We start from the raw sequence: 18316 nt of genomic DNA, 5'->3' as shown, positions 1-18316 counted from the left end.
GGGACGATAGGCCCGGCTCCTGCCGGGTCCAAGTCCGTTCTAGGCGGCCGCCTTCTTCAGGAAGTCCAGCAGCAGCCGCTCGTTGCTCGTCATCCTGGGCGTGGACCGGCGCCGCGGCAGCTCCTTGAGCGTCTCGTGGAAGGTGCCTTTCATGTAGCCATCGATCAGCGCGGGATGAATGTAGCTCTTGCGGCAGACCGCCGGCGTGTTGCCCAGCGCCCGAGCCACCTCCTTCACCACCTGCACCACGTTCTGCTTGGCCGCGGTCTGCGTCTCGGCGGGGCCGATGTCGCGCAGGTCTTCGAGGGCCTCGACCGAGCCCGCCCAGGTGCGAAACACCTTGGCGGTGAAGTCGGCGCCCGAGATCTCACGCAGGTAGGCGTTGACGTCGCTGGAGTCGATGTTCTGCGCCTGCTCCTGCTCGTCGAGGTACTTGAACACCTCGTAGCCGGGAATGTCCTGGCAGGCGCGCACGATCTTGGCCACCCGGCGGTCGGTGACCTTCAAGTCGTGGGCCTTGCCGCTCTTGCCGGTGAACCGGAAGCGCAGCTGGTGGCCGGTGATGGTCACGTGGCGGTCGCGCAGCGTGGTGAGACCGAAGGAACGATTCGCTCGCGCGTACTCGGGATTGCCGATGCGGGCCATGGTCATTTCCAGCAGGCGGACCACGGTGGCCAGCACCTTCTCGCGCGGAAGGCCGGGCCGTGTCATGTCGCGGTCCACGCGCTTGCGTATGTCGGCCAGCGCTTCGCCGAAAGCGACGAGCTGGCCGAACTTGGTCTCGTCGCGCACCTCGCGCCAGCGCGCATGGTAGCGGTACTGCTTGCGCATCCGAGCGTCGCGTCCGAAGGCCTGGATGTGGCCGCGCGCCGAGGTCGAGATCCACACCTCGGTCCAGGCCGGGGGAATGGCCAGCGCCTTGATCCGGATGAGATCGTCCTTGTCCCGCAGCGTCTGACCTTCCGCGGTGATGTAGCGAAAGCCCTTGCCGCACTTCTGCCGACGGAAGCCGGGCGAGCGGTCGGTCACGTAATGGAGGCCGGCGCTGCGCGCGGCATCCACCGCCTCGGCGATCGCCAGACTGGTTTCGTCGTCGTCGGGTCCTGAGGCCATGCGTCTCCCGTTGATCGAGACGAGTCGGAGCGAGCCCTTCCTCCGGCGGCGCTTCCTGGTGACTATATGATGCAACTCCACCGCGGCCATGATTGGCTCCTGTGCTACATTGCGCCCGCGAACCTGGCTGGCCGAGGAGACCAACCCGATCCATGGCAAGGTTTGGCGCCTCTTTCCGGATTCTCGTCGCCGTCGCCACAGCCTCCGTTGTTATCGTCGCTGCCGCCTCTCGGGCACAGTCCCCCGTTTCGCCGGTCTCCGAGCGCTTCCGGGAGCGCCTGAGGATCGTCGATTCGCTGGCCGCGGCGTCCCGGCTCGATACCGCGATCACCGTTCTCCAGCCGGTGATCCGCGATGCCCGCCGGCGCGCCGACCGCAGGACGCTCCTGTTCCTGATCCAGACGCATGCGGATCTGCTGAAGCGCCGCGGTGACGATCCCTACCGCCCGGCGCGGGAAGCGTTCGATCTCGCCTCTTCGCTCCGCGACAGCACGGGGATGATGGCGGCGCTCGCCCTGTTCGGCACCCGCGACATCGACCACGACGGCCTGGTCGAGCCCGCGGTCGAATGGCTCCTCCGCATGGCGCTCGCCCGCGACGACTTTCGGTTCGAGAGCCGCGCGCGGACCACGATGGGCATGGACCTGGTGGCTCAGGGCCGGCCTCGGGAGGCCCGCCACTTCTTCACGCGCGCGAACGAGCTGTCCCGGCTGGCCGGCGACTGGCGCGGCGAGCTGGACGCGGTGACCGGCCTCGGCCACGTGCACTTCTCGCTCGGAGACCTCGACCAGGCTCGCGACGCGTACCGCAAGGTGGCGCGCATCGCTCAGGACCGGCGAGCGGAGTTCGAGCTGGCGCGGGCCCTCGGCAACGTGGCGATGGTCGAGGTCGTGGCCGGCGATCTGGACACCGCCGTCGAGAGCCAGCGGCGGGCATGGACGGTGTTCCGCCACATCGGAACCATCCACGACTGGATCGGCCCGGCCTTCCAGACCGCCGACATCCAGAAGCACCTGGCGCTCTATCCCGACGCCGAGAGCACGCTGGTGCACGTGGCCGCAGCCTGCGAGTCGCTCCGTCAGGTGGGCTATCGCGCACAAGCGCTCGCCGAGCATGCGGACGTGCTGGTGCGGGAGAGCCGGCCGGCGGAAGCTGCGGCGATCGCGCGCCGCGGACTCGCGCTAGGACGCGCTCTGCCGGCCACCGAGCGCGCCGGTCTGTCGCTGGCTCTCGCCCGGGCGCTCGATGAGCAGGACAGCACGTCGGCAGCTCTCACGCTGCTCGACCGCGAGCTGCGCGCATCGCGCGGGAGGCTGCCGGCCGCGATCCGCCTCGAGATCGAGTCGACGCGCGCCGAGTTGCTCACGGCGGCCGGACGAGGGCGTGAGGCGCTCGATGCTTACCAGCGCGCGCGGCGCGACGCGCCTTCTGCCGCGCCGTGGCGCGCGCTCCAGCTCACGACCGCCGCCGGTCTGAGCGAGCTGGCCATGGGGCGGCCCGAGCGCGCGGCGGCGCGGCTCCAGGAAGCGTCGCGGCTGTGGGCCAGGGACGACGAAGGTCCCTACGACCTGAGCGAGAGCGAAGGCCGCGAGGAGGGTCAACGCGCGCTCCACTCGCTGATCGTCGAGCTGGCGATGGCACGGACCGCCGACACGGCGCTCGAGTCGCGCGCGCGCGCGGCATTCGACACCCTGCAGCGTCTGCGGAGCCGCCCGCTGGTCGAGCGCACGCTCGGCCCGCAGCGCCCCCCCGACCTCCCGGCGCGATTCACGAGCCCGGCGCTCACCGCGGACTCCCTGCAGCACGCGGTGCTTCGCGAGGGAGAGCTGTTGCTCGATCTGTGGCTTGGATCGAGCGCCTCCTATCTGTTCGCGCTCACCCGGGACAGCCTGAGGCTGGTCCGGCTGCCGCGAGCCAAGGATCTGCTGCGGCGGACGGGAACGTTCTCGAGCCTGATCGCGCGGGGCGCCGAAGGCGTCGAGCAGGCGGCGTGGGACTCTTCGGCGGCTCGGCTCGGCGCCTCGCTGCTCGCCGGCATCGCCGATCTCGTGGAACGCAGCCAGCGCATCGTCTTCACGGCCGCGGGCGAGCTGGCCGCATTCCCTCTCGGGGCTCTGGCGCTACCCGACTCTTCCCGAAACGCAGCCGTGCTGGCCGCGAGCCACACCATCGAGCGCTTTCCTTCGGCCTCGTGGCTGGCCGCGTCGCGTGAGACGAAGCCTTCTGACGCGAAGGGCCGTGTGCTGGCGCTGGCCGGACCCAGCGAGGAGGATGGCGCGCCCAGCTCGCGCGCGGCGAGCGAGGTCGAGGACCTGGGGGCGCGCTATCAGGGGATCGACGTCCGCACCGCCGAACGCTCAGGCGCCGTCAGTCCCGAGCGTCTCGCCGACTACGATGTCCTCCACCTCGTCACCCGCGCGCGGCTCGACGATCATCATCCCTGGTATTCCGGCATCCTGCTCGAGCGCCCATCGAGATCGGATCGCGATCCTTACTGGCGCGCGGCCACGGCCGCGACGGCCTCGCTCGGCGCCCGGCTGGTGGTGCTGCCGGCGTGCGAGCCGGCCCGCGGCACCCGGCTTCCCGGAGTCGGAGCGCAGGCTCTGGCCACCGCTCTCCTCGCGTCCGGCGCCGAGGCGGTCGTGGTCAATCTCTGGCCGATCGAGGACGGCAGCGCGAAACGCTGGACCGAAGCGTTCTACACACGGCTCGCGGGCGGCGGAACCGTCGCCGAGGCCATGGCGTGGGCCGATCAGGTTCTGCGCGGCGATCCTGCGACCCGCGCCCCGCGCCACTGGGCCGGGCATGCGTTGTTCGGCAATGGCGACGTCCGGGTGCCGCTCCAGGCGAGACCTCGATGGTGGTGGCCGTCGATCGCTGGCACCGGCGTCGTGATCGCGGCCCTCGCGCTCGTGATCGGCGCGCGACGGCGGCATGCGCGCAGGCGCTCGATCGAAGCCCTGGCCTGAGCCTCAGGGCACGATGCTGATCTTGGAAGCTGCCGCCTGCCCGGCCTGCGCGACCCGCACCCAGTAGATCCCCGGCGACAGATCCTGCATCCGCAGCTGCACTCGCTGCGTGCCGGCCTCATGGGCGGCCAATTCGCGGCTCGAGAGCCGCCGCCCGGCCGCATCGAGCACCTCCATGGTGGCCGCGCCGGCGCTAGGAAGCGTGAACGACACCGTGACCTCGCGCCCTCCGACCAGCGGGTTCGGCGCCACGCGCCCGATCGCGAGCCTGGCGCCGACCGATGGATTGACCGCGACCACCTGACGCTCGCACCCGACGCCAAACGCGCCGATCTGGCCTTGCGAGCCCCCCGGCTTGATCGGCGAGTTCTCCGCCAGATGGAAGTCGAAGGCCGCCGGGTCGCAGAACAGCGGATTCACGCTGAGATTCGATGCGACCGAAACACCCTGGAAGTCCCTCGCATGGTTGCCCCAGACATTGTTGTCCCGGACCGATGCGGTGAGGAGGCCTTCGAGCGCGATGCCGACGCCGGCGTTCTCCACCGCCAGGTTGTTCTCCAGGAACACGACCGCCTCGGGTCCGGCCGATGGTCCGGTGACCCGAATCCCGCCGCCGTTTCCGTAGAGCGTGTTGAAGCGGATGCTGTCCCCGGTCGCCCGGCTCGGAGTCAAACGGAATCCGTCGCCTCCATTCGACGCGGCGAGGTTCTCGAGCAGCGTGACCCCGTCGCTCGCGCGCACGCCGGCGCCGCGGTTGCGCGCGAACACGTTGCCGACGATACGGCGACGAGGGAAATCGGCCTCGGGACCGGCCTCGATGGCGAGGCCGTCACCGAGGTTTTCCTCGATCAACGAATGGGTGATCGAGCGGAAGAGCGGCGCCTGGTCGTTCTTCTCACGCAGCACGATGCCCGCGCCTCCGCCGCGGCGAACCACCAGGCTGTCGAGGGACCAGTTGAGCTGCCCTTCCGCCACGATCGCCGGGCCCTCGGTGTCCTGGAGGGTGTCGGACACCATGGTGAGGTCGATGCGGGCATTCCCTTTCACCCGCAGGCCGGCGCCGCAGCGCGTGAAGCTGGACCGCAGCACCACGAACTTGAGCCAGCTCTGAGCGAAATCACGGCGGGAATCGTAGGAGATGGCCTCGTAGCGCACGTCCTCGAACCGCGAATCGACCACCCGCAGGCCGTCGCGCTGGTAGATGGAATCGGGGTTGACCACGATCGCGCGGTCGACCGAACGGAACGTGCAGCGCTCGAAGGACAGGTGCGACGCATCCCCGGGGGTCGCGACCACGGCGGTGTCGGCGCAGTCCTGGAACACGCAATCGCGAATGCTGAGGCCGAACACCGCGAGCTGGAGCGATGCCCGCGCGCCGACGAACAGGCAGCGATCGAGCGCTCCGGCGCCGGAGACGTCGAGACGGGCGCGGAACTCGCAGTCATTGAAGAGCTGATTGCCGATGAACGAGTGCGAGAACGCATCACCCATGAACCGGCAGCCGACCCAGCGGAGCGGCGTGCCGGACAGGTCGCTGGTCACCCGGCCGTCGACCTGGAGCCCTTCGATGGTGATGCGCGCGTTGTAGCCACCCCCCGAGGCGATGCTGCGAATGCGCGTCGCGGCGGGACCCGCGGGGCAGACGATGCGCGCATAGAAAGCGGGCGCCGACATGTCGAAGAACACGTCCTCCGCGTAATCGCCGGGCTCCACCACCAGCGTGTCGGGAAAAGGATCGCAGGTCCGTCCGAGCACGCAGTCCACGCCGGCCTGGAACGTGGGCACGTCCCCGCTGCCATCGGGACGCAGCACGATGCGTGCGGCGCCTGCCGGAACGGCCATCGAGATCAGGGCCGCCATCAGGACGGCGATCGCCAAAGCTCGCCGAAGGCCCACGGCGCTGGATGTCTGGCTGGGAATCAGGGGAGCCTCGACTGGGCGGGGTACGTCCTGGGGTGCAGCGCTCGCGGCCCGAATGAGTGGGCACTCACGCAAGAGGAAGGCCACGCGGGGCTCGGCGCGGAGGTCCCGTCAATCCGTTGGGTGATCAGGACTTGCCGGATGGCACTCGGCGAGATTGGGTCATCCGGGTCCTGAACTTTGGAGAATCTGTCCCGCGCGCCTTACACGGGCGTTCAGAAGAGCGTGGTCTGATCCAGGCGCCCCAGGCGGCGCGCGTGCCGCTCCATGGCCATGTAGCCCCAGTGGGAAAGGATCGCGAAAGCGAGCGTGGTCGCGGCCAGCACGGTGAGCAGGAGGCCGTCGGGCCAGGCGCTCAGCTGCTGGCTGGCCCCCTGCCCGATCAGGAATCGGCGCAGGGCCTCGTACCAGTAGGTGAACGGGAACGCCAGCGCGAGATGCCGCAGGCCGGCTGGCAGCAGATCGATCGGGAAGATCACGCCACACAGCAGATAGAACGCCACCGCCAGCGCCTCGTTGAGCGTGATCGCGATGCGTGGAAGCAACATCGCCGCACCGGCCACCAGGAACCCCAGGTAGACGCACGCCACGAGGCCCAATCCGTACGTGAGCAGGAATGGCCCCCACGCCACGCTCGCCCAGTCCCAGCGCAGGCCGAGCGCGAACCAGCCGACGCCGAGCGCGAGCAGCATGCTCACGGTGCCGAGCACGAGCTTCACGGTCGAGCGGCCGGCGAGATAGGTGAGCATGCCCATCGGCGAGGTGTAGACGTACTTCAGCGTCTCGTAGTCCTCGCGCTCCTCGACCACCACCCATCCCATGCCGACCATGACCTGGGTGACGTAGACGTGGAAGGCGTTGGCGAGATAGAAGCCGATGAAGGCCTCGCGGCGCGCGGCTTCGGGCGCGACGGCCCAGTACATGCCGGCCAGGATCAGCGCCATCGCCAGGGGTCGCAGCACCGCGTACACCACGAACAGGAACGGCGCGGTCCAGTTGGACTCGATCTGCCAGCCGAGCCAGGCGGCGGTGCGCAATCGTGCGGCGAGGATCCTCATTGCCAGCGTTGCGCGAGCCGGCCTTCGCGCTTCGAGAGCGTCTCGAGATGCCCAAGCGCGAGCCGCGCGCCGATCAGGAACACCACGGCGAGCCCCGCCAGGATCCCGGTCTCCACCGCGACCGGCGCCAGTCCCCGCGCGGCGTCTCCCAGCAGCACCTGGCGCATCGCGTCGACGCCCAATCCAAGCGGGATGATCCCGGCCAGCGCCCAGCCCGCCGCCCCCAGCGTGCGCAGCGGGAAGTAGAGCCCCGACATGAAATAGACCGGCTCCTGGAGCGCGTTCGACACGTGCCAGGCTTCGCGGCCGAACAGCAGGAACACCGAGGACAGGATCATGCCGAGCGCGTAGAGGGCGACCATCGAGACCACGAACACCAGAGCCAGCATCCCCACATCGAAGGCGGGCACCCGCACCCCGAGCAGTCCGAAGCCGAGTGCGATGCCCACCACGCTGCGGATGGTCGTGGCCATCACTCCGCCGACCGCCATGCCGGTGAGGATCGCCATGCGCGAGACGGGCGAGACGAAGTAGAGCTGGAGCTGGCCCTGCTGCTTCTCCCAGTAGAGCTGTGTGCCCATCCCCCACAGCACGTTGATCCAGAACGCCGAGAGGATGCCGCCCAGCACCGCCAGCGCCTCGAAGCTCGGCGGCGCGCCGAGCGCGCGGTAGAGCAGCACGAAGGCGCACATCCCGACCGGCGGAAGGATCGCGTCGGTGACGAGCCACACCGGCTCGCGAAAAGAGCCGACCATGCGGACGTACGTGCGCGCATAGGCGGCGCGCAGAAAGTGGACGAGGCCCTCGCCCGGCTTCACGATGGGGTCTCCGTCTCCTCCAGGCCGCGGCCGACGATGGCGATGAACACGTCCTCGAGCGTGGTTTCGCGCGTCGACACACTGTCCACCTGGATGCTCTGCGCTTCGAGGCGGCGCAGCACTTCGCCCAGCACCTCGCCTTCGGGAAGGCGGAACTTGAGCGCCCGCGTGCCGCGATCGGGATGAGGGGCGCCCCAGACCGCCTGCACCCCCGAGAGCGAGGCGAGATCCAGCTCCGGGCCGGCGCCGCGCACCTCGAGCTCGACGTGCTGGCCGCCTTGCACCTGGCGGCGCAGCGCCGGCGTGCTGTCGCAGGCCAGCACCTGGCCGCGGTCGATGATCGCCACGCGGTCGCACAGCTGCTCCGCCTCCGCCATGTAGTGGGTGGTGAGCAGCACGGTGCGTCCCTCCCGCTCCCGCACCCAGCGCGCCACGTAGTCGCGCAGCTTGCGAGCGGCGTTCACGTCCATGCCGAGCGTGGGCTCGTCGAGGAACAGCACCTCGGGGTCGCTCACGAACGCGCGCGCGAAGTTCATCCGCTGGCGCTGTCCGGTGGAGAGCCGGTTGATGCGCGAGTGGGTCTGCTCTTCGAGGCCGACGACCGCGATCAGCTCATCGGCGCGCGGCCAGGCGATCCGTGAAGGGACGCCGTAGTACTGCGCGAACATCCACAGGCACTCCCGCACCGTGAGAATGCCGTAGCCGCTCGATTCGCCGCCCGAGACCAGTGCGATGCGGCGGCGCACCTCCTGCGATTCCCGCACCACGTCGTAGCCCACGACCCGCGCTTCGCCGGAGGTCGGGAAGAGCAGCGTGGTGAGGATCTTGATGAACGTGGTCTTGCCGGCGCCGTTCGGCCCCAGCAAGCCGAAGATCTCGCCGTGCTCGATGCGCACGTCGACCCCTGCGAGCGCTACGACCTCGCCCCCGCCGCGCGAAGCGCGGTACGTGCGGCGAAGATCACGGGTGAGGACCGCGGGAGCACGGGTGTCGGCGGGCATGGGGAGCGGGCAGGCTAGCAGAAAACCTGGAAGCCAAGGCGGCCGTCAGGGAAGACCCGCCTCTGCCCCGGGCCCGTTTTCTAGGCGGCTTTGCGTCGCGGCGCGTCCAGGACGTCGCGCACGCGGCGCACGAAGTCGGAGAGCGCAAACGGCTTCTGCAGCAGCGGCGCGCCGCGCTCGACCACGCCATGCCGCACCACCGCGTCGTCGGGGTAGCCGGAGATGAAGAGCACGCGGATGCTGGGCCTTTGCGCGGCGAGCCGCAGGGCGAGCTCGCCGCCGCCCATGCGCGGCATGACCACGTCGCTCACCAGCAGGTGGATCTCGCCGCGGTGCGCCCCGGCCACGGCGAGCGCCTCGACGCCATCGCGGCCCTGGAGCACGGTGTAGCCGCTGGTCTCGAGCGCCTCGACGGCGGTGGCCCGGACCGCATCCTCGTCCTCGACCACCAGGATGGTCTCGGTGCCGCCGCGCGGCGCGGCAACGACCCGAGCCTCCGCTTCCGCCTCCACCGCTTCGGCGACGAACGGGAGATAGACCTTGAAGGACGAGCCGACGCCCGGCTCGCTGTAGGCCAGCACCTGCCCGCCGGACTGCTCGACGATGCCGTACACCGTCGCCAATCCCAGTCCCGTCCCTTTGCCACGCTCCTTGGTGGTGAAGAATGGCTCGAACACGTGTGCCAGCGTCTCGGCGTCCATGCCGCAGCCGGTGTCGGTGACGGCCAGCACGACGTGCCGGCCGACGCGAGCGGCCGGATGAGACGCGACGTAGGCCTCGTCGAGCTGCGCCTCGCCGACCTCGACGGTGAGCTGGCCGCCCTGAGGCATGGCATCGCGCGCGTTCACCACCAGATTGAGAATGACCTGCTCGAGCTGCCCGCGGTCGGCGCGCACCGGAGCCTCGCGCGGCGACCCGACGCTTTCGTACTCGATGTCCTCGCCGATCAGGCGGCGCAGCATCCCTTCCATGCCGGCGACCACGGCGTTCATGTCGATCACCTTCGGCACGATCACGTCCTTGCGTCCGAACGAGAGCAGCTGGCGCGTGAGCAAGGCGCCCCGCGAGGCCGCCTTCTGCACCTCCTCGGCGTTCCTCCGCAGCGGATGGCCGGCCTCCAGGCGCCCCAGCATGAGCTCGCTGTGCCCGAGCATGGCGGCGAGCAGGTTGTTGAAGTCATGGGCGACGCCTCCGGCAAGCCGGCCGATCGCCTCCATGCGCTGCGCCTGACGCAGCTGCTCGCTCAGCCGGCGGCGCTCGGTGACGTCGGTGGCGACGCCGATCACGCCGAGGTTCTCGCCGTCCGGGCTCTTCAGCGGCGAGAAGCTGGTCTCGAAAGCCAGCCCGCGAACCTCGAGGATGGTGGTGAACTCCTCGCCCGCCAGCGCGCGCCGCACGTCGGCCAGAGCTTCGGGATAGTCCTGATACAAGTCGAAGACCGAGATGCCCGCGAGACCACCTTCCTGGCTCAGCCGCTCGAGCCCCTTGCCTTCGGCGAGCGTGATGACCCCGTGGCGGTCGATCGCGAACAGGATGATCGGGCTCGCAGCCACCACCACACGCAGGCGGGCTTCGGTCTGGCGGAGCGCCTCCTCCACGCGCCGCGTCTCGGTGACGTCTCGGAACTCGAGCATCAGCACCTGCCGGCCATCGAGCTCCGCGCGCGTGCCGCTGACCACGGCCTGGCGTGATTCGCCGTCGCGTCTCGTGATCTCGCAGTCCATTGGATCGAGCACGCCACCCGTGAGCCCCACGGTGTAGACCGGCTCGAGCTTTCGCCACTCCTCGGGCGAATGCAGATCCTCGAGCGTCAGGGCGTTGAGCTGCTCGGGCGGATGCCCGGTCATGCGGCTCGCCGTCGAGTTGGCGAGCAGGATGGCGTGCGTGTCTGGATCGATCATCGCAATCCCGCGCGAGCTGCGCTCGAACAGCAAGCGGTAGCGCGCCTCGGAGGCACGCAGTATCTCGAGGTCGCTCAGGTCCTGGAGCGTCACCATCACCTCTTCCGGCGTCCCGCTCGGGTCGCGGATCGGGAGGGCGCTGAGGTAGAGGCTCCGGTCGCGGCCGTCGCGCATGTCGCGATACTCACGGTGGACGACGCTGTTCCTCTCGAGCACCTGAGAGACCGGGCAGCTGCGGCAAGGATCCTCGTCGGGTCCGTCGGTGAAGTGACGGCACGCGTCGCGGCAAGAGAGCCCGATCCACGCGCCTCCCGATTCGCCCTTGCTTTCGGCCATGACGGAATTGGTCCAGCGAATGACGCGGGCGCGATCGGTGACGAATACCGGGGCGTCGGAGGAATGCACGATGGCGGCGAACTTCTGGCGCTCGCGATCCAGCACGCGCAGCTGCTCGTCGAGCGTCTTGAACCACCGCTGATAGCGCGCGTGGGCGCCGTGGCTGGCGGCGATCTCCGCCTCGGCGCCGGCGCGGCAGGCGATGGCCCGCACCGCGCGCTGAACCGCGGGGCCGCACGCGGGCGGCAGATCGCCGGGCAGGAGCAGCGCATAACCCAGGGTGCGCCCATGGAAGACGAGCGGAAGTCGCGCCAGCCCCGGAAGGGGAGGGATCGGCTCTCCGGCCTCGGGCCCGAGCGGAAGCCCCATCGCCTCGCGAGCCAGCGTCCGCAGCGGGGCCGCCTGCGACGTTTCGGCCACGGTGATGGGATGCCAGCCTTCGATGGTCGGGCGCCCTTCCTCGAACAGGAAGATGGCGGCGGACGCCGCACCCGACATCTGCGCAAGCCAGCGAGCACCCCTCTCCACCACGGCCGGCGCGGTCTCGGCGGCCAGCAAGTCGTCGAGCAAGCGCTCGAGCGCGTCGCTCGAGTCGCTCCTCGGGACCGCGGGCTCCATCTGAGCCTCTAGGTCCCGTGCTTCATGGCCGGACGAGAGGCATAGAGCCGAGCCAGCCAGTCGGCGATCCGCTGAACGTCCTCGACGTCGCTGTCGTCGAATGCCGCGATCTCGTGGCTGTCGATGTCGATCTGGGCGTAGATCGCATCACCCGAGCGGATCAGCACCACCAGCTCGGAGCGCGTATCGCTGCTGCACGCCAGGTAGTTCGAGATCTTGGTGACGTCGGGGATGTTCATGTTGCGCTTCTCGGCCACCGCCGTGCCGCACACCCCGCGGCCGACCCCGATGAAGACGTGGTCGGTGGGCGCGCCGATGAACGGGCCGAGCCGGAGCACGTTGTCGGGAAACAGCTCGTAGATCCCGGTCCAGTGGAAGCGCGGGTCGAACTCGTGGATGCCCAGCACGGCATCCTCGAGGAGATGCTCGAACGAAGCCCCGCGCGCGGCCTGCGCTTCGAGGCGCTGGATGAGTGCTTCGGACTTCATGGAGCCCTCCCGGTCGGGCTTGGGGATACCGGGTTTTCGTCCTCTTCCGGCGGCGGCTTGACCCCGTTTCTAGGCGGGGGAAGCCGCTAATGGCTTGCGCGCCACCAAGGTGAGACGGTCCCCGCGGGCATTGAAGACCCGGGTGACCGGCAGATTGACCACGTCGACCATGCTCATCACCGTTGCCTGAAGGGCGCTCTTGCGTCCGTAGGCGCGGCCTGGCGGGATCTTGGTCTGGCGGAGGCGCACCGTCTCGAGTCCCGCGCTGGCCATGAGCCGAGCGAGCGGCCGTGGCCTGAACTCCCACAAGTGGTAAGGCGGCTCGCGCAGGACGATGACGCGGCCGGCGAGTCCGTAGAGCCTGAGGGCGAGCGATCGCGCCAGCGAGTGCGTCGTGATCGGGCCGCGGAGATAGAGCCAGCCTGAAGGGGCTAGGATCCTCGCCACCTCGGTCAACGTGGCTCGACAGTCGGGCACGTGCTCGAGCACGTCTCCCATGTACACCAGATCGGCGCTCTCGGAAGGCAGCGACGCCGAGATCAAGTCGCCCTGGAAGACTTCGAGACCGAGCGAGCGTGCGAACGCCGCGGCGGGCGCCGAAGGCTCCACCCCGCGCGAGTTCCAGCCTCGTGCCACGGCATGCTTGAGCAGCCATCCCGAGGCGCATCCCACCTCCAGCAACCGTCCCGGCGGGCGCAGCGTCTCGAAGGCCTCGAGCAGGCCGCGGTTCTCCTCGACGAAGGCCGTCTCGTCGAACGAGCGGGCGTCGCTCCGCCCGCAGCGAAAATCGGCTTCGAAGTAAGGCTCGGCGTAGAGCGAAGCCAGCGATTCACCGACGGGCTGCACGGCGAGGAAGCGCATGCCACAGCTCGCGCACTCGGCCATGGGAAAGGAAACGCCGCGATACTCGTAGCGGAGAGGCAGGCGGATGAGGCGCGTGCCGCCGCAGGCCAGACAGACGTCGAGGGTTCGGGTCTCGAAAATGGCTTCGGGCGAAGGCAGGCCGCTCACGAAGCGATCGGAGCCGGGTCCCGCCGCGAGTCGCCCGGCCAAGCACTCAGCGCGTGAGCGATCGCGGCGCCGCCGATCACCCGGTCACCGTCGTAGAGGACGCAGGTCTGCCCCGGCGTGATGGCCGACTGGGGATGCGTGAAACGCACCTCCACGCGTCCCCCTTCACCCGGGTGTGCCTCGGCCTCGGCGGGCGGATGGTGATAGCGAATCTTCGCCGCGACTCGAATCGCGGAGGTCGGCGGTGCTCCCAACAGCCAGTTCATCGGCTCGGTGACGAGCCCGGGACTCTCGAGCGCATCGCGCGGTCCCACCACGACCGCATCGCGCGCCGGCTCGATGGCGAGCACGTAGAGCGGCTCCGCCGCCGCGATGCCGAGACCGCGGCGCTGTCCGACCGTGTAGTGGATGATGCCGCGGTGCATGCCCAGCCGATGCCCGCTCGCGTCCTCGATCGGGCCCGGCTCCGTGCCCCGCCGCTCGCCGAGCTTGTCGACCATGAAGCCCGCGTAATCGCCGTCCGGGACGAAGCACAGATCCTGACTCTCCGGCTTGTCCCACACGGAGAGCTGGAGCCGCTCGGCGTGAGCCCGGACCTCCTCCTTGGTCAGCTCACCGAGCGGGAACAGCGCGCGCTCGAGCGCCGCGCGCGGCACCAGCGCGAGCGCGTAGGACTGATCCTTGGCGGGGTCCACCGCACGCCGCAGCGCCACCGCCCCGTCCGGCATGCGCTCGGCCCGCGCGTAGTGACCGGTCGCGAGCGCATCGGCGCCGATCAGCTCCATGCGCGAAACCAGATCGCCAAACTTGAGGTGCTGGTTGCACAGCGCGCAGGGATAGGGCGTGCGCCCCGCGGCGTACGCATCGAGGAAAGGCTGGAGCACGCGAGCGCGGAACACCTCCTCGGCGTCCACGACGTAATGCGGGAACCCCATGCGCCGCGCCACGGCCCGCGCATCGTCGATCGCGTCCAGCGTGCAGCAGGCGCGCGGGCTCACCGGCGAGGTGCCGTAGCACCACAGCTTGAGCGTCACCCCCGTGATCGTGTGACCCTGCTCGGCGAGCAGGGCGGCGGCCACCGCGGAATCGACGCCGCCGCTCATCGCGGCGAGGACCTTGCGAGCCGGGCTCACGCGATCACCGGGGTTGCGGCGCGCGCCGCGCGCAGCGCCTCGGGCAGGACGGCCGACACCTGGTCGATCTCGCCGGCGGTCGTGGTGCGCCCCAGCGAGAAGCGGATCGCGCACACCGCCAGCTCGCGGGGGACGCCCATCGCATTCAGCACCGGTGAGGGTTCGACCGCGCCGCTCGCGCAGGCGGCCCCCGCGGAGACCGCGACGCCTTTGGCATCGAGCGCCATGAGGAGCGAGTCGCTGCGCGCACCGGGGAACGACGCATTGACCGTGTTGGGCAGCCGTGCGGCGCCGCGAGAGTGGAACACCGCGTTCCGGTCGGCGGCGAGGATGGCCGCCTCGAGGCGATCGCGAAGACCCGAGAGTCGCGTGGACTCCTGCTCGAGATCGCGTGCCGCCAGCTCCGCCGCCACGCCGAGACCCACGATGCCGGGCACGTTCTCGGTGCCGCCGCGCCGGCCTCCCTCGTGCCCGCTGCCACGGAAGAGCGGCGAGAGCGGCGCCCCGCGCCGCACCACCAGGGCGCCCGCGCCCTTCACCCCGCCGATCTTGTGCCCCGAGATCACCAGATAGTCGACGTCGAGCGCCTCGGCGTCGACGGACACCTTGCCGCACGCCTGCACCGCGTCGCAGACCAGCCGCGCGCCACGGCGATGCGCCCAGGCCGCCGCCTCGGCCACCGGCTGCAACGCGCCGGTCTCGTTGTTGGCGAGCATGAGGGCGACCAGCGCGGTGTCCGCCGGCAGTCGATCCAGCGCGGATCGGTCCAGCACGCCGTTGGCGTCGACCGGCAGGTGCTCGACCGCGAAGCCGTGCTCCTGGAGCACCTCCCCGGCGCCGTGGATGGCGTGGTGCTCGATGGCCGAGATCGCCACGCGGCGACCTCGAGATGCGAGGGCCCACGCGCCGCCGACCAGCGCCAGGTGATCGCCCTCGGTGCCGCCGCTCACGAACACCACCTCGGAGCCTCGCGCGTGCACCAGCGCAGCCACCTGGTCACGGGCCTTCTCGACCGCGGCGCGCGCGCGCTGACCCTCGCGATGGAGGCTGGAGGCGTTGCCGTGCAGATCCGTGAGGCAGGCCTGAATGGCCTCGGCCACCTCGGCCCGTACGGGCGTGGATGCGTTGTGGTCCAGATAGATCACGACCGCTCCTCGGAACGGCGGGCGCCGACGATGCCGAGCATGGTGCCGCGTGCGCTAAGCCCGCGGCGTCGGGTCACATCCCGACGAACTTCTGGAGGACTTCGATGCTCTCGCGGGCGCTGGCGGCTTCGGGTGAATCGGGGGCGATCTCGACCACCTTCTTCCACATCCGGATCGCCTCGCGATAGATCCCCGCGTCGGCGAAGGCGACGCCCATCGTGAAGTACGCGCAGTAGGCGACCGGCTTCTGCTGGATCACGCCCCGCAGGAGGTCCATGGACTCGGAGTGCTTCCCCTGGGCGTAGAGCGAGCTGGCGAGCCGGCACGAGGCAACCATGTCGCCGGGCGCCACCTCCAGAGCCTGGCGGTAGTACCTCTGGGCGTCGGCGGGCGAGCCGGCGGCGTCGTAGGCGGCCCCGAGATTGACCAGCACCTTGACGTTCTTGGGCTTCACCACGTTCGCCCGGGTCAGCACGCGCTGGGCCTCGAGCGGACGGTCGCGCTCGACGTACTTGGTCCCCAGGGCGAGCAGGTTGTTGAAGTTGCTGGAGTCCTTGGCCACCGCGCGCTCGAGCATGGCGAGGCTGTCGATGGGGGCCTTGGCCGGCTTCGCATCCGTCTTCTTGTCCGCCGCGAGCGCCGAGGAAGCGAGGATGCAAATCGCCAACAAGCTGCCAAACCAGAACTTCACGTGGGGAACCCCTCTCGGCCAAGGTGGGAAAGCGCGAACGAGTCTAGCACGAGCCCGGAAGGCCGCCCAAGACCGGTGGACCCGGGCCTTGCCTCGTACCGGCTAGTTGAGGAGCGCCAGCTTCTTGAGCGCCGCGGAGTGGCCGTCCACCTGCATGCGGACGAAGTAGACCCCTGGAGCCAGGCGGCCACCGCTGCTGGCCTTGGCGTCCCATCTCAGGGACCAGCGCCCGCCCGACCAGGCGCGCTCCGGCGTCTCGGACACCACGCGTCCGGCGACGTCGATGACCTGGAACGAGACCCGCGAAGGCTGGCGGAGGGCGAAGTCGATGCGCGCAGGGCCATGAGCCGGGTTCGGCGAGATGCCGTCCAGCGTGGTCGCCACGGGTCCTTCCTCTTCAACACCCACGGCGCCCTGGTTGATCCGCAGCTGATAGGTGCCGGTGCCACCGTCCTGGTTCACCACCACGGCTCCATGCCAGCCCGTGTTGGTGGGGATGTACTGCTGGTACAGGGGCGAGCCCGGGCGCTGGAACAACGCGGCGCTCCGTCCCTGCCATGTCTGCCCGGGCCGGAACAGGAAGAGGGCGAGGTTGGCGCCGGTGGTGTTGAACAGGATCTGGTAGGGCTGTCCCGAGGTCAGGAACACGTCCCACACCTCGAGCACGTCGTTCGCGTCCGTGTTGCGGTCGATCTGGCTTCCGTTCACCTGGACGAAGTCGGCGCCGGCGTCCCACTCGACGCGAGCGGATCCTGATCCCTGGCCCTGGTTCAGGAAGACCCGCGCGTAGAAAGGCATGAGGAGCTGATCGGTGTAGTTGCCGACGACGAAGTCGACCGTCGGGGCCGCCAGCGTCGAGGCCACGAGCTGGCTGGAAAGGCAGCTGGGATAGGTGCCCGCGACATTCTCGCTGAAGGATGCCACGTTCCAGTCGGACGCTCCCCGCGCTCCGATGGCGGTGAAGAAGGTGGCGTTCGGATCGCAGACGTAGGTGCGCTCGGCGAGGCCCGAGGTGCTCACGCTCATCCCCGAGGTGAGGGCGTCGGGCGTCCGGCACTCTCCCACGCCGAGCGTATAGGAGCCGTTGGCGCCGTTGTCATTGACGACCACGACGCCGTAGAAGCCGCTGCTGGGAGCCGTGTAGTCGGCATTGCCCGTCGCTTCCAACAGCTTCGCCGTCCGGCCCACCCAGTAGACACCGGGGTTGCTCTTGAAGAGCAGCAGCTTCACGTCGGCCCCGGTGCGGCTGAACTGGAATCGATACTGGTGGCCGGCCTGAAGATTGACGTCCCACACCTCCAGGACGTCGGTGGCGCCAGTGGTGCGATTGACGAGCGGTCCGTTGACCGTGAGTGAGTTGGACCCTGAGTCCCATTCCACCAAGCCATCGGTCGATCCGCTGAGCCGGGTGGCCTGCGGGTAGTAGATCCCGAGAGGATTGTGGCCGGAATTGAAGTCCCCCACCACGAAGTCCACCCCGCCGAGGCCGGTGGACGCGCCGAGGCTGCCGCTGACGCAGGCGGGGAAGGCGGCCGTGTTCTGGTAGAGCGCCAGGTTCCAGTCGCTGCCCGCGGAAGAGCGCACGCCCACCGCGGTATAGAACGAAGCGGTCTGGTTGAAGCTGAAGTTCTGCGGCGTCGCCGAGGCCGTCTGAGCCGTCCCCGAGGTGAGGGACGGAACGACGCACTGCCCGCCGGCCACGCCGGCCCAGGCCATGGGCCCGAGGACCAGGACCGTGAGCGCCTGGAGGTTCTTTCTCATGAGAAGCGCCTCGAATTTCGAACGGCCCCGCCTGGATGCGGGCGGGGCCGTCCCGGGTCTGCACCGGCCCGGGCCTCAGCGACCCGGGCCGGACTCCAATTCTACTTCACGTAGATGACTCGCATCGTCTGAACCTTGCCGGCGACGACGCTGCGCACGAAGTACACGCCGTTGTTGGCGCGCGCTCCGGCATCAGACGACCCGTCCCAGCTCAGCTCGTACCGTCCCGGCGACTGGTAGCCGTCGGCCAGCACCTTCATGCGGCGGCCGGCGACGTCGTAGACGCCGATGTGCACGTGCTCACCCGTTCCGCGCACCACGTACGCGATGCGCGTGGTGGTCTTGAACGGATT

14 protein-coding genes are annotated in these 18316 nt (G+C 69.6%); 1 reads left to right on the top strand and 13 read right to left on the bottom strand.

Annotated features, from left to right (window positions below):
* Positions 1-39: 39 nt before the first annotated feature.
* Positions 40-1113 (bottom strand): DNA topoisomerase IB, encoded by a 1074-nt coding sequence (locus VFQ05_05335; GenBank protein ID HET9326178.1) that lies wholly within the window; start codon positions 1111-1113, stop codon positions 40-42.
* Between the two features lie 152 nt (positions 1114-1265).
* Between VFQ05_05335 and VFQ05_05330 the strand changes: the two genes are divergently transcribed.
* A complete protein-coding gene (locus tag VFQ05_05330) occupies positions 1266-4082 on the top strand; it encodes a CHAT domain-containing protein (GenBank protein ID HET9326177.1) in 2817 nt (938 codons plus the stop codon).
* A 3-nt stretch (positions 4083-4085) separates the two neighbouring features.
* Here VFQ05_05330 and VFQ05_05325 read toward each other — a convergent pair whose 3' ends face one another.
* From VFQ05_05325 to VFQ05_05270, 12 genes are all read right to left on the bottom strand, one after another.
* Complete coding sequence (locus VFQ05_05325; protein HET9326176.1) at positions 4086-5942, bottom strand: right-handed parallel beta-helix repeat-containing protein; 1857 nt, start codon at positions 5940-5942, stop codon at positions 4086-4088.
* 275 nt (positions 5943-6217) lie between these two features.
* On the bottom strand, positions 6218-7039 hold the full coding sequence (locus tag VFQ05_05320) for an ABC transporter permease (GenBank protein HET9326175.1): 822 nt from the start codon (positions 7037-7039) through the stop codon (positions 6218-6220).
* A gap of 17 nt (positions 7040-7056) precedes the next feature.
* Positions 7057-7878 (bottom strand): ABC transporter permease, encoded by an 822-nt coding sequence (locus VFQ05_05315; GenBank protein HET9326174.1) that lies wholly within the window; start codon positions 7876-7878, stop codon positions 7057-7059.
* Positions 7875-8879 carry an ABC transporter ATP-binding protein gene (locus VFQ05_05310; GenBank protein ID HET9326173.1) on the bottom strand — a complete coding sequence of 335 codons (1005 nt, stop codon included), beginning with the start codon at positions 8877-8879 and terminating at the stop codon, positions 7875-7877. The genes VFQ05_05315 and VFQ05_05310 overlap by 4 nt, the downstream gene beginning before the upstream one ends.
* A gap of 80 nt (positions 8880-8959) precedes the next feature.
* Entirely contained in the window at positions 8960-11734 is a 2775-nt protein-coding gene (locus tag VFQ05_05305; GenBank protein ID HET9326172.1) for a PAS domain-containing protein, read from the bottom strand.
* Between the two features lie 8 nt (positions 11735-11742).
* Complete coding sequence (locus VFQ05_05300) at positions 11743-12222, bottom strand: GAF domain-containing protein (protein HET9326171.1); 480 nt, start codon at positions 12220-12222, stop codon at positions 11743-11745.
* A gap of 69 nt (positions 12223-12291) precedes the next feature.
* Positions 12292-13233, bottom strand: coding sequence for a class I SAM-dependent methyltransferase (locus tag VFQ05_05295; protein HET9326170.1), 942 nt, complete (start codon positions 13231-13233; stop codon positions 12292-12294).
* Positions 13230-14366 (bottom strand): tRNA 2-thiouridine(34) synthase MnmA, encoded by a 1137-nt coding sequence (gene mnmA, locus VFQ05_05290; protein HET9326169.1) that lies wholly within the window; start codon positions 14364-14366, stop codon positions 13230-13232. The genes VFQ05_05295 and mnmA overlap by 4 nt, the downstream gene beginning before the upstream one ends.
* A complete protein-coding gene (locus VFQ05_05285; GenBank protein ID HET9326168.1) occupies positions 14363-15511 on the bottom strand; it encodes a cysteine desulfurase family protein in 1149 nt (382 codons plus the stop codon). The genes mnmA and VFQ05_05285 overlap by 4 nt, the downstream gene beginning before the upstream one ends.
* 73 nt (positions 15512-15584) lie before the next feature.
* Positions 15585-16202, bottom strand: a complete 618-nt coding sequence (locus VFQ05_05280) for a tetratricopeptide repeat protein (GenBank protein ID HET9326167.1) — start codon at positions 16200-16202, stop codon at positions 15585-15587.
* A gap of 102 nt (positions 16203-16304) precedes the next feature.
* On the bottom strand, positions 16305-17963 hold the full coding sequence (locus tag VFQ05_05275; GenBank protein ID HET9326166.1) for a T9SS type A sorting domain-containing protein: 1659 nt from the start codon (positions 17961-17963) through the stop codon (positions 16305-16307).
* Between the two features lie 101 nt (positions 17964-18064).
* Positions 18065-18316: FlgD immunoglobulin-like domain containing protein (locus VFQ05_05270; protein ID HET9326165.1), on the bottom strand; the 252-nt coding region annotated here is incomplete at its 5' end.

The organism is Candidatus Eisenbacteria bacterium (assembly GCA_035712145.1).
Lineage (GTDB): Bacteria > Eisenbacteria > RBG-16-71-46 > RBG-16-71-46 > RBG-16-71-46 > DASTBI01.
Note: the sequence above shows the minus strand (reverse complement) of the source record. Positions and strands in the feature narration are given on the sequence as shown.